At 68.2% G+C, this 12,031-nt stretch carries 8 protein-coding genes; 5 read left to right on the top strand and 3 right to left on the bottom strand.

The genetic code is table 11. The annotated features are described in order from the left end of the window. Positions 1 to 18: 18 nt before the first annotated feature. From tkt to OXS49_RS30360, 3 genes are all read right to left on the bottom strand, one after another. Positions 19 to 2,091 (bottom strand): transketolase, encoded by a 2,073-nt coding sequence (gene tkt, locus OXS49_RS30370; RefSeq protein ID WP_267428340.1) that lies wholly within the window; start codon positions 2,089 to 2,091, stop codon positions 19 to 21. Further along, entirely contained in the window at positions 2,088 to 4,031 is a 1,944-nt protein-coding gene (locus tag OXS49_RS30365; RefSeq protein ID WP_267428339.1) for a glycoside hydrolase family 15 protein, read from the bottom strand. Before OXS49_RS30365 ends, tkt begins: the two co-directional genes overlap by 4 nt. A 72-nt stretch (positions 4,032 to 4,103) precedes the next feature. After that, on the bottom strand, positions 4,104 to 4,763 hold the full coding sequence (locus OXS49_RS30360) for a hypothetical protein (protein WP_267428338.1): 660 nt from the start codon (positions 4,761 to 4,763) through the stop codon (positions 4,104 to 4,106). Between the two features lie 216 nt (positions 4,764 to 4,979). On the opposite strand from OXS49_RS30360, the gene OXS49_RS30355 reads away from it, so the two are divergent. From OXS49_RS30355 to OXS49_RS30335, 5 genes are all read left to right on the top strand, one after another. Then, on the top strand, positions 4,980 to 5,567 hold the full coding sequence (locus OXS49_RS30355; RefSeq protein WP_243920468.1) for an ANTAR domain-containing protein: 588 nt from the start codon (positions 4,980 to 4,982) through the stop codon (positions 5,565 to 5,567). Further along, complete coding sequence (locus OXS49_RS30350) at positions 5,564 to 6,565, top strand: CmpA/NrtA family ABC transporter substrate-binding protein (RefSeq protein WP_267428337.1); 1,002 nt, start codon at positions 5,564 to 5,566, stop codon at positions 6,563 to 6,565. The genes OXS49_RS30355 and OXS49_RS30350 overlap by 4 nt, the downstream gene beginning before the upstream one ends. Positions 6,566 to 7,344: 779 nt before the next feature. Next, positions 7,345 to 8,613 (top strand): FAD-dependent oxidoreductase, encoded by a 1,269-nt coding sequence (locus OXS49_RS30345; protein ID WP_267428336.1) that lies wholly within the window; start codon positions 7,345 to 7,347, stop codon positions 8,611 to 8,613. Between the two features lie 11 nt (positions 8,614 to 8,624). Continuing rightward, positions 8,625 to 10,442, top strand: coding sequence for a NirA family protein (locus OXS49_RS30340; RefSeq protein ID WP_267428335.1), 1,818 nt, complete (start codon positions 8,625 to 8,627; stop codon positions 10,440 to 10,442). Beyond that, positions 10,439 to 12,031 (top strand): sulfite reductase subunit alpha (locus OXS49_RS30335; protein ID WP_267428334.1); only part of this gene is annotated, 1,593 nt, incomplete at its 3' end. The genes OXS49_RS30340 and OXS49_RS30335, both read left to right, overlap by 4 nt.

Here is a 12,031-nt window from a genome sequence, read left to right as displayed (position 1 = left end):
GGGGAAATGGCGCCGAGCCTACTTATGCTTGGCCACCTGGGCCTTCGCAGCCTCCAGGACCTTCTCGGGGGTAAACCCGAACTTGGTCTGGAGATCCTTGATCGGCGCCGAGGCGCCGAACGTGTGCATGCCGATGATCGCGCCCTCGGAGCCGGCATAGCGGTCCCAGCCGATCACGCTGCCCTGCTCGACCGCCACCCGCGCCTTCACGGCGGGCGGCAGAACCGATTCACGATAGGCTTGGTCCTGCCGCTCGAACAGCTCCCAGGACGGCATCGACACCACCCGGGCCTTCACGCCGTCCGCCGTCAGCGCCTCGTAGGCACCGACACAGAGCTGCACCTCGGATCCGGCGCCCAGCAGGATCACGTCGGGCGTGCCCTCGCAATCGGCCAGCACGTACCCGCCCTTCGCGGTGCCCGAAGCCGCGCCGAACTTCGTGCGGTCCAGGGTCGGCAGCGGCTGGCGGGAGAGCGCCAGCACCACGGGCTGGTTCTTCGACGAAAAAATAACCCGGTAGGCCTCGGCGACCTCGTTGGCGTCGGCCGGGCGGAGAGTGATGAGCCCTGGAATGCAGCGCAGTGACAGGAGCTGTTCCACCGGCTGGTGGGTCGGCCCGTCCTCGCCCACGCCGATCGAATCGTGGGTGAAGATGTGGAAGACCGGCAATTCCATCAGCGCGGCCAGTCGGATCGGCGGGCGCATGTAGTCGGCGAAGACCAGGAAGGTCGCGCCGTAGGCCCGAAGCCCCGAGAGGCCGAGGCCGTTCACAATCGAGCCCATGGCGTGCTCGCGGACGCCGAAATGCAGGTTGCGGCCGCCCGGCGAGAACGGGCCGAGTGAGCCCGCGCCATCGAAAGTCAGGTTCGACTTGTTGGACGGCGCCAGATCCGCTGAGCCGCCGAGCAGGAACGGCACGTGCTGGGCGATAGCGTTCAGCACCTTGCCGGAGGATTCGCGGGTGGCGAGTCCCTTGGCGTCGGGCTCGAAGACCGGGATGTCCTTGTCCCAGCCCTCCGGCAGGCGGCCCTCCAGCAGAGCGTTCAGGTCTTCGGCGTGGTCGGCATCGGCCTCCTTCGCCTTGCCGAGCAGGCCCTGCCACGCAGCGTAGAGGGCCGCACCTCGCTTACCGATCCCATTGCGGAAATTCTCCTCAACCCCATCCGGGACGAGGAACTGGGCATCCTCCGGCCAGCCATAGGCACGCTTGGCGCCCTTCACCTCGTCCGGGCCGAGCGCGTCCGAATGGGCCTTCGGGGTGCCCTGCTTGTTCGGCGCGCCGTAGCCGATCACCGACTTGACGATGATCAGCGTCGGCCGGTCGTCGGTAGCGAGGAACGCCTCGATCGAGCCGGCGAGCGCCGGTACGTCGTTGGCGTCAGCGACGCGCAGCACCTGCCAGCCATAGGCCAGGAACCGGGTCGCCACCTCTTCGCCGAAGGCGAGTTCGGTGTGACCCTCGATGGTGATGGTGTTGTCGTCGTAGATCCAGCAGAGGTTGCCGAGCCGCAGATGGCCGGCGAGCGACGCGGCCTCCGAGGCCACGCCCTCCATCAGGTCGCCGTCCGAGCAGATCGCGTAGACGTTGTAGTCGAACAGCGGCAAGCCGGGCCGGTTCAGGTGCTGGCTCAGATAACGGCTGCCCATCGCCATGCCCACTGAGTTGGCCACGCCCTGACCGAGCGGCCCGGTGGTGGTCTCGACGCCGGTGGTGAAATGGTATTCCGGATGGCCCGGCGTCCGGCTGTCGAGCTGCCGGAACTTCTTGATATCTTCCAGCGTGACTGCCGGGGCGTTGCCGCCGTCGCCTTCGGCAACGCCTGCCAGATGCAGCAGCCCGTAGAGCAGCATCGAGGCATGGCCGCAGGACAGCACGAACCGGTCGCGGTTCGGCCAGTGCGGATGCGCCGGGTCGTAGCGCAGGTAACGGTTCCACAGGGTGTAGGCGACGGGCGCGAGGCCCATGGGCGCCCCGGCATGGCCCGAATTGGCCTTCTGCACCGCGTCGATCGCGAGCGTGCGAATCGTGTTGATGCTGAGCGTATCGATCTCAGCGAGGGCCGCCTTGGCGGGAGTGTCAGCGCCGCTCATGGTTTTACGTCTTCCAGTTCGCCTTGCGCATGCCGCTTGTCGGCTTCGCGCTGCCGCAGGACGGCGGGGGGAGCTCCGTTGCCCTTACCACCCTGCCGATCCGCCGGCCCTTCGCCGCGCGTATAGCTGAGGAGCGTGTTGACCAGCGCCACATGGGTGAAGGCCTGCGGGAAGTTACCCACAAGGCGCTTGGCTTGCACGTCGTATTCCTCGCTGACGAGGCCGAGATCGGTGCAGATGCCGATCAGGCGCTCGATGATCGCCCGCGCTTCGTCCCGCCGGCCGAGACCGATCAGGTTGTCGGCGTACCAGAAGGTGCAGGGCAGGAACGCGCCTTCGTTGCCCGAGAGGCCGTCGGTGGTCTGGCCCTCGGTCTCGTAGCGCAGGATGAAGCCGTCCCGCATCAGGCCCTTGCCGATCGCCTCGACGGTGCCGACCACCCGGGGATCGTCCTGCGGCAGGAAGCCGGTATGGGCGATCAGCAGTAGGCTCGCGTCCAGCGCCTTCGCGCCGTAGGACTGGACGAAGCTGTTGAGTTCGGGATCGAACCCCTTCTCGCAGACCTCGGCGTGAATAGCGTCTCTGACCGCACGCCAGCGCTTCGCGTGCTCCTCGGTGGCGCCCGATTCGTGCATCTCATGCATCCGCAGCGCCCGGTCGAACGCCACCCAGGCCATCACCTTCGAGTGGGTGAAGTGGCGCGGCCCGCCGCGCACCTCCCAGATCCCCTCATCGGGCTGATGCCAGGCCCTCTCCAAATGTCCGAGGATCGCGAGGCCGACGCGCAGGCCGTCTTCGCTCACCGGCAGGCCGCGGGCATGGGCTTGATAGAGCGCGTCGAACAACTCGCCGTAGACGTCGAGTTGGAACTGACCGGCAGCGGCATTGCCGATCCGCACGGGCTTCGAATTCTCGTAGCCGGGCAGCCAGTCGAGTTCGATCTCGGGGAGCAGCCGCTCGCCGCCGATGCCGTACAGAATATGCGCCTGCTCGGGGTTTCCGGCGACGGCCCGCTGGAGCCAGCCGAGCCAATCGGCGGCCTCGTCGATATAGCCGCCATCCATCAGGGCGATCAGCGTCAGCGTCGAATCGCGCAGCCAGCAGAACCGGTAATCCCAGTTGCGCTCGCCGCCGAGCCCCTCCGGCAGGGAGGCGGTGGGTGCCGCCACGATGCCGCCGGTCGGCTCGTAGATCAGCGCCTTCAGGGTCAGAAGCGAGCGCTGCAGCATCCGATCCCAGGCGGTCCCACCGGCGGCGCGGCTCGACCAATCGCGCCAATGCCGGTCGGTGGCGTCCAGCGCCCTGCGGGGCTCGATCGCCACCGGATCGTCTTCGTGGGAGGGGCCATAGCTTAAAACGAAGCGGTGCTTGTCGCCGGCTTGGACGGTGAATTCGGCCACGGTCGTTTGCGCATCCGAACCTTTGAGGTGAACATCGGTGCGCAGCACCACCTTGTGGGGCCCCGAGACGGCACGCAGGTCGCCGAGTTCCGAGCGGGACACCCAGGGCACCGCCGAGCCGTAATCGAACCGGACCGCCATCTCCATCCGCATGGCGACGCGGCCGTGGACGCCCTCCACAAGCCGCACGAGGTGCGATCCGTCGCCGACCGGCATGAAATCGGTGACCAGCACCTCGCCCTGCCGGGTGATGTGCCGGGTCTCCAGCACGAGGCTGCCTGGCCGGTAGGCCCAACGGCTCTCGACATGCTCGGCCTCGGGAAAGATCTTCCAGAATCCGTGCGCCTCGGTCCCCAGCAAGCTGGTGAACAGGGCGGCCGCATCGAAGCGCGGCCAGCACAGCCAATCGACGCTACCCCGGCGGCTGATCAGCGCCGCGCTGCGGCAATCGCCGACGAGCGCGTAATCCTCGATGCGTGCAGCCATTCGGCCCCGGCTCCAGCCAGCGGCCGGAAACCCAGACCGTCTGCCGCAACGCACCTAGAACAGCGGCCCCACAGATCCAGAGGTCTGTTCAGTCGAGTTTGGAGACGCCGGGTCCGCACCAGCCTCTCAGCGCAGGCATTCGGCCACCGCCAGCGAGACGGAACCCCGGACCACCGCGGCGCCATTGCGCATGAGCTCGGCGGCGTCGCCGATGACACGGGTGGCCGGTGCCAGGGTATCGGTCACCGATTCGGTCACTGCATCGGCGACGGCATCTGCGAACGGCAGGGCTTGCCCCGGGATCGCGTCGCGTCCGGCTACATCCGCGGCCTCAGCGTGGGCTGCGGCGAACGGATCGGTGCCGCGCAGGGGCGTCTCCGGGCACCGGCGTCCCGGGCAGGGGCGCCGGTTCGCGGCGAGACGCGGCGCCGGACGGACCACGGCGGCGACGTGGGGCTGCGGACCAGCCACCTTCGACGCCGAATCGCTGATCGGAAACGCTTCGGCGAAGGCCAGGGTCGCGGGGAGGCGGCCCGGCGCGGCGGCAATGGTGGGCACCGGCGCGAACGACGTCCCGGTGGCCGCAGACGCGACCGGCGCGAGGGATTCCGTGGTGAGCGGATCGGACAGGGCGCGTTCCGCCAGCGCCGCAGGGTTCGGATCCGAGGACGGGCAGTAGAACGATGCCACGCCCAGAAGGGCGATCACCGCCAAGGTCGGCAGGAACGGCATCGTGACGCGGGCTGCGCCGGCCTCCGTGAGAGCGGGCTGATCTGGCCTGCGCATCCGAATCACCGATCACCTCGTCCGCTCCGACACATCCAGGGAGCCCCCGCATTGCGGCGGAAGCTAGACCATTTCTTTTCGCGGGCGTTGCAGGCCGGTGCAGATCGGCGGGGGATGACGCGGGATCCCGCTTTTCCATAGGATCGGGCAGGGGGCATACACCTTGCTTGCCTGGGTGGGCCCGGTTCGGGCCAACCTGCCCCGAACCGGGCTCCGATGACCGAAACAAGCCTAACCGTCGCCGTGATCGACCCGAGCCGCGCCCGCGCGGCGATTCTGGAGGAGGGCTTGCGCGCGGCTGGCGTCGGCCGCGTGGTCGTCATCCCCGACACCGCCGACCTGATGGAGCGTGTGACCGCCCTCAAGCCCGACGTGGTGGTGATCCATCTGGAGAGCCCGAGCCGGGACATTCTGGAGCAGATGTCGGGGGTGTCGCGGCAGGTCGAGCGGCCGGTGGCGATGTTCGTCGACCGCTCGGACACGACCATGATGCAGGCCGCCGTCGATGCCGGGATCTCGGCCTACGTGGTCGACGGGCTGCGGGCCGAGCGGATCAAGTCGATCCTCGACATCGCGATCCTGCGCTTCAACGCCTTCGCCCGGCTTCAGCGGGAGCTCACCGAGGCGCGGGGCGAACTCGCCGACCGCAAGCTGATCGAACGCGCCAAGGGCATCCTGATGAGCATGAAGGGTCTCACGGAGGACGAGGCCTACAAGCAGCTGCGTCGCAAAGCCATGAACGAGAAGCGCAAGATCGCCGACATCGCCCGCGCGATCGTCACCACCGCGGACCTGCTCGGATGAGGCTACAACTTGGCTACGTCCCGCTCTGCGATGCCGCGCCGCTGATCGTGGCGCACGAACTGGGCTTCGCCCGGACCGAGGGCCTCGAACTCGACCTCACCGCCGAGCCCTCCTGGGCAACGTTGCGCGACCGCTTGGCGTTGGGCCATCTCGACGGCGCCCATATGCTGGCACCGCTGGCGCTGGCGAGCCGGCTTGGCCTGTCTGGGCCACCCTCGGAGCTGATCGTGCCGATGCAGCTCAGCGTCAATGGCAACGCGATCACCCTTGCGCGGAGCCTCTGGGACGCGATGGCCCCGGAATGCGAGGAACCCGCCGAGATCGCCCGCGCCTTCGCCCACGTCGCCGAAGAACGGCGCGCGGCGGGCCGGCCGCTGACGCTGGGTACCGTCCACCCATTCTCGTGCCACAGCTATCAGTTGCGGCTGTTCGCCGAGGCCGGCGGCCTCGATCCGGCGGCGTTCCGCACAGTCGTGGTGCCGCCCCAGTACAGCGTCGAGACCCTGGCGCGGGGCCTCGTGGACGGCTTCTGTGCGGGCGCCCCGTGGAACGACGTGGCCGCCGCCGCGGGACACGGTCGCATCGCGGTGCTCGGCAGCGCCCTGGCGCCGGATGCCCCCGAGAAGGTGCTCGCCGTCTCCGAACGTCTCGATGGCACGATCCTGCCGCTGGTTCGCGCGGTGGCGCGGGCCGGGCGATGGTGTGCCGATCCCCAGAACCGTGGAGAGCTGATCAACCGCCTCGCCCGCCGGCCCTACCTCGATCTCGACGCGACCATCATCGCCCGCACATTCGCGGTCGGATCGGCCGATTCGCCCGTTGCCGGTGCTGGGCCGACGTTCGGCGCCGCGATTCAGGAGCCGCGGCCGGCGGATGCGGGGTGGCTTCTTGCGCAGATGCAGGCCGCGCGTCAGATCGCGGATCGGACCGCCCTCGAAGACGCGATCCAGACCATCTACAGGCCGGATCTCTACCGTGCCGCGACAGCGGAACTTTAGCCGAGCGACAGCCCGCCGCTTTCGTCGCCAATAAGTGCCGCCGCGCCGGGAAAGTTCGGAACGTCGGACAGCGTGGCCCGTTGTGTCTGCGCCATGCCCGGATGCCGCAAACTCGATACTGGCTCTTATTCGTCGCATCCTCGGATGCGAGATGAGCTTCGTCGTCACATCTATCGGGGCGGCAGGCCTCCCCGGGCGAACAACGACAATCGGCGCGCCTGCATGAATCGCGGATGGTATTGGGCCCTCATGATCGGGGCGATGCCGACCATTGGCCTGCTGGCCGTCCTGTCGGTGCTCATCTGACGGTCGGACCGGTCCGAAATCGCCCTTTCCTCGACGACATTCTGCGCACCCGCGACTGCCCAACGGCAGTGCGTTCCGGCCAATTTTATCCCTCACCTCATACTGACCGCAACGCGGTGGCGCACGTTCGGTAGCATTGGCCCAATTGTAGCCCGTGCTGTCGGCGTTGCGCCTGATCATTTGACCGCCAGCGCCCGATTTTTGTGCAGCGTACGTCGCGCGCCAAGACCCATTGCGTTCCGCAACCCGACTGCTCGTCAGATGCCCGTAGCGGCGCATCGAGCCGATCGTCGATCTGGCACAAAAGCTGCTTCACATCAGACGTCCGTCAACGGCGACGGGCAGCGCCGTCAGCGAGGCCGCTGATCCGGTCCTCCTGAGGCTCGAAGCCCGCTGGGAGATCACCGGCAGCGGCTTTTTCGTGGGCGGTCCGCCAACGACCCTGCAATCGAGGTTCCAGACGCGATCGAGCGATGGCGACATCTCCTAGCGAACCACGCATACACGATGCGCGCGCCGAGACCGGCTTGCCGCGCGAGAGACTGGTCGTAATCGGCAACGGCATGGCCTCGCTGCGCTTCCTGGAGCGCTTGACCGAGGGATGTCCCGGCCGGTTCGACGTAACCTGCGTCGGGGCCGAACCTCAGGCTGCCTATAACCGGGTCCTGCTTTCCTCGCTGCTTGGCGGCGAGGTCGACGAGGCGGCCTGCGCATTCCGCGGACTCGATTGGTACGCGGCTCACGGGATTCGCCTGATCACCGGCGCGCCCGTCACGCAGATCGACCGGGAGAACGGGCTGGTCGTCGTGGGCGAGACTCACGTCCTGCCCTTCGACAAGCTCGTCCTTGCGGTTGGGTCCCTGCCGATCCGCCTGCCGAAGCCCGGCATGGATCTCCCCGGAATCATCACGTTTCGCGACCTCGCCGACGTCGCAGCGATCCGCAGAGCAGCGGTGCAGCATGCCCGCGCGATCGTCATCGGCGGCGGCCTGCTGGGCCTCGAAGCCGCGGTCGGCCTCGCGCGTCTCGGCGTCGGCACGACCCTGCTTCACGTCATGGACCGGCTGATGGAACGCCAGCTCGATCATCACGCCGCCGGGCTGGTGAAGTGCGCCATGGAGTCCCGCGGCGTGCGGGTCATACTCCAGGCCGATACCGCTCGGGTCGAGGGCGACAATCGGGTCGAGCGCCTTATCCTGGCAGACGGCACCGTCCTCCCGGCCGATCTCGTGGTGATGTCGGTGGGCGTGCGTCCCTCGATGGCGCTGGCGCAGGCCGCCGGGCTCGCGACCGGCCGCGGCATCACGGTCGATGACCGGATGACCACCTCCGATGCGCGCATCTTCGCCCTCGGCGAGTGCGCCGAGCATCGCGGTATGGTCTACGGCCTCGTCGAGCCCGCCTACGAGCACGCCGACACGCTGGCCCGCCACCTCGCCGGCCAGCCGGCCGAGTACCGGGGCACGGCCCTGTCCACGAGCCTCAAGGTGTCCGGCCTGCCGGTCTTCTCGGCCGGGATCGTGGATACGCCGGACGATGCCGAGGCGATCGTGCTCTCGGATCCCGGCGCAGGACTCTACCGCAAGTTGCTGGTGCGGGAGGGCAAGCTGATCGGCGCCGTGTTCGTGGGCGACATCGCGGAGCAGGCGGCCTGCAAGCGCCTGATCCGCACGGGTGATCCGATCGAAAACGTGGACGACTTGATGTTCGGGTGCCCCGCGCCCGAGCCGCTGGCCGCTTAGGGAGGCACGGGATGTCCGAGACCATCACCCAGACCGCCGCGGACGCATTCGAGGCCGAGCAGAAGCGCTATCTCGAAGGCTTCGCATCCGGCATCGCCGCCGTGCGCCTGACCGGAGGCCTGGCAGGCGGCGGGGCAGGGGCCTCCGCCCCGCCCGCCGAACCGACCGGCCCGGACGCGATTCACATCAAGGCGCAGGACAAGACCGTCAAGGACGGCGGCAAGCTCTGCGAGCAGGAGAAGTGGAAGCGCGCCGAGAGCCCGTTCGACGGCCATAACCGCCTGATCCAGGAGGCCGCAGCCGGCAAGCAGCCCAAGCCCGAGGACAATTTCCGCTGGCGTTACCACGGGATGTTCTGGGTGGCGCCCAATCAGGTTTCGTACATGTGCCGGATGCGGATCCCCAACGGGATCCTGCACCATTGGCAGTTCGCGGGCGTCGCCGACCTCGCCGACCAGCATGGCGGCGGCTACGTCCACGTGACGACCCGGGCCAATTTGCAGGTGCGGGAGATCAGCCCCGAGCACGCCCAGCCCTTCCTCGACGGGCTTACCGATATCGGCCTCACGGCACAGGGTTCGGGCGCGGACAACATCCGCAACGTCACCGGATCGTCGACCGCCGGCATCGACGTTCAGGAGTTGCTGGACACGCGCCCGCTGGCCAAGTCCTGGCACAACTGGATCCTCAACGACCGCTCGCTTTACGGCCTGCCGCGCAAGTTCAACGTCGCCTTCGACGGTAGCGGCGTGATGCCGACCCTGGAGGAGACCAACGATATCGGCTTCCAGGCCGTGGAGGTGCTGGACGGCGCCGCCGTGCCGCCGGGCATCTACATGCGCCTCGTCCTCGGCGGCATCTCGGGCCACCGGGACCTCGCGCGCGACACCGGCATCGTGCTGAAGCCGGAGGATTGCAACGTGGTCGCCGACGCGATCATCCGGGTTTTCATCGAGAACGGCGATCGGACGAACCGCAACAAGAGCCGGATGAAGTACGTCCTCGACGCCTGGGGCTTCGACAAGTACCTCGCCGCCGTCGAGGACAAGCTCGGCCGCAAGTTCGACCGGGTCGCGCCAGAGCAGGTGGCGCCGCGTAAAGCCACCGACCGCTACGCCCATGTCGGCGTCCACGCCCAGAAGCAGCCGGGCCTCAACTGGATCGGCGTGGTCCTGCCGGTCGGCAAGATGACCAGCGATCAGGTCCGGGCGCTGGCCAAGATCGCGTCGGAATGCGGCGACGGCCAGATCCGCCTGACGGTCTGGCAGAACTTCATCTTCTCCGGCATTCCGGATGCGAAGGTCGCCGAGGTCGAGGCCCGCGTGGAAGCCCTCGGCCTCACCACCAAGGCTGCCGGCATCCGCTCCGGCCTAGTGGCCTGCACGGGCGCCCGCGGCTGCAAGTTCGCGGCCTCCGACACCAAGGGTCACGCCCTCGTCATCGCCGACCACATCGAGACGGCCATGCCGAACCTCGACGTGCCGGTGAACGTCCACCTCACTGGCTGCCATCACAGCTGCGCCCAGCACTACATCGGCGATATCGGGCTGATCGGCGCCAAGGTGGTCGTCTCGGAGGAGGGCGACACGGTCGAGGGCTACGACATCGTGGTCGGCGGCGGCTTTGCCGAGAACCCGAAGATCGGCACCGAGATCTGGAAGGCCGTCAAGGCCGAGGATTGCCCCTCCCGGGTGGAGGCGCTGCTGCGGGCCTATCTCGATCGCCGTCAGGGCCCGGAGGAGAGCTTCCAGGCCTTCACCAGCCGCACCGGCGCGGAGGCGCTCCGCGACGCCGCCGAGGACCAGCCCGCCCTGAAGGCCGCCGCATGACCCAGCACGTCTCGCCCCCCCTCGTCCTGATCCCCGAAACCGCGCCCTTCAACGAGGACCAGCGCGCTTGGCTGTCGGGCTATTTCGCAGCCTTGCTGGGCCCCGCCGTCGCGGGTGCGACGGCGCTCGCGCCAGGCGAAGGCCCTGCGACCGGGCCGAAATTGGCTGACAATGACGATGCGCCCTGGCACGACCCCTCCGTGCCGATCGGCGATCGGATGGCGATGGCCAAGGACCGCCCCGAGCCGCACAAGCTGATGGCCGCCATGGCGCAGCAGGATTGCGGCCAGTGCGGCTACAACTGCGCGGACTACGCCAACGCGATCTTCCTCAAGAACGAGGCGCGCCTGAACCTTTGCCAGCCCGGCGGCAAAGAGACCCTGCGCATGCTCAAGAAGCTGGACGAGGAGTTCGGCGCCGCCGGAGGCGCCCCTGCGGCCCCGAAAGCGGACGAAGACGCCCCGAAGGCGGCGGCCGATCTGGGCCCGCTGGGCTTCTGCCGCGAGAACCCGGTCGAGGCGCTGTTCCTATCCCGCCGCCGCCTCAACGATCCGGGCGGCGAGAAGGAGACATGGCACATCGAGATCGGCCTCGACGGAACGCCAATCCAGTACGAGGCCGGCGACTCGCTGGGCCTGTTCCCCGCCAACGCCCCGGCTCTGGTGGACGCGGTGATCGCGGAACTCGGCGCCCGGCCCGAACGGGTGATCGGGCAAAAGACCCTGCGGGAGCACCTGCTGATCAACTATGCGCTGGGTGCGGCTCCGGACAACCTCTACCAGCTCCTGTCGCTGCTCACCTCGGGCGCGGCCCGCAAGAAGGCGCAGGCGCTCGCCTCCGGCGAGGATCCGGACGGCGACGCCGCCTATCTCGACGTGCTCGGCGCCCTGCACAAGTTCCCGGGCGCCCGGCCCGACGCCGAGGTCTTTCTGGAGGCTTTGGATGAGTTGCAGCCGCGGCTCTACTCGATCTCGTCCTCGCCCAGGATGGATGTCGGCCGGGTTTCGCTGACCGTGGATGCGGTGCGTTACAACCACCGCTCGCGGCTGCGGCTCGGCGTTGCCTCGACCCATCTCGGCGAGCGTCTGCCCGAGCAGACGCGCGTGAAGATCTACCTTCAGAAAGCCCACGGCTTCGGCCTTCCGGAAGACCTGTCGAAGGATGTGATCATGTGCGGCCCCGGCACCGGCATCGCGCCGTTCCGGTCTTTTCTCCGCGAGCGCGCCGCCACGCAGGCGCCCGGCCGCAACTGGCTGTTCTACGGCCACCAGCGGCAGGCCAGCGACTTCTTCTACAAGGACGAGCTGACCAAGCTGAAGGATGACAAAGTGCTGACGCGCCTGTCCCTGGCATGGTCGCGCGACGGCACCGAGAAGACTTACGTCCAGGATCGGATGCGCGAGAAAGGCGCCGATCTGTGGAAGTGGCTGGAGGGCGGCGCCCATTTTTACGTCTGCGGCGATGCCAAGCGGATGGCCAAGGACGTCGAGCGGGCGATCATCGACGTGGCGGCGCAGCACGGGGGCAAGAGCCCGGAGGACGCGGTGGCATATCTCGCGGCGCTCAGGAAGGCCGGCCGGTATCAGGCG

This window comes from Methylobacterium sp. GC_Met_2 (assembly GCF_026540795.1).
In the GTDB taxonomy this organism is placed as follows: domain Bacteria; phylum Pseudomonadota; class Alphaproteobacteria; order Rhizobiales; family Beijerinckiaceae; genus Methylobacterium.
The sequence above is the reverse complement of the archived record's forward strand: the minus strand, read 5'-3'. Positions and strand labels throughout refer to the sequence as shown.

What these genes read in the sequence shown, in the direction of transcription:
- OXS49_RS30360 (WP_267428338.1), bottom strand. Translation starts at nt 4,763, where the DNA reads ATGCGCAGGCCAGATCAGCCCGCTCTCACGGAGGCCGGCGCAGCCCGC.
- OXS49_RS30340 (WP_267428335.1), top strand. Translation starts at nt 8,625, where the DNA reads ATGTCCGAGACCATCACCCAGACCGCCGCGGACGCATTCGAGGCCGAG.
- tkt (WP_267428340.1), bottom strand. Translation starts at nt 2,091, where the DNA reads ATGAGCGGCGCTGACACTCCCGCCAAGGCGGCCCTCGCTGAGATCGAT.
- OXS49_RS30350 (WP_267428337.1), top strand. Translation starts at nt 5,564, where the DNA reads ATGAGGCTACAACTTGGCTACGTCCCGCTCTGCGATGCCGCGCCGCTG.
- OXS49_RS30355 (WP_243920468.1), top strand. Translation starts at nt 4,980, where the DNA reads ATGACCGAAACAAGCCTAACCGTCGCCGTGATCGACCCGAGCCGCGCC.
- OXS49_RS30345 (WP_267428336.1), top strand. Translation starts at nt 7,345, where the DNA reads ATGGCGACATCTCCTAGCGAACCACGCATACACGATGCGCGCGCCGAG.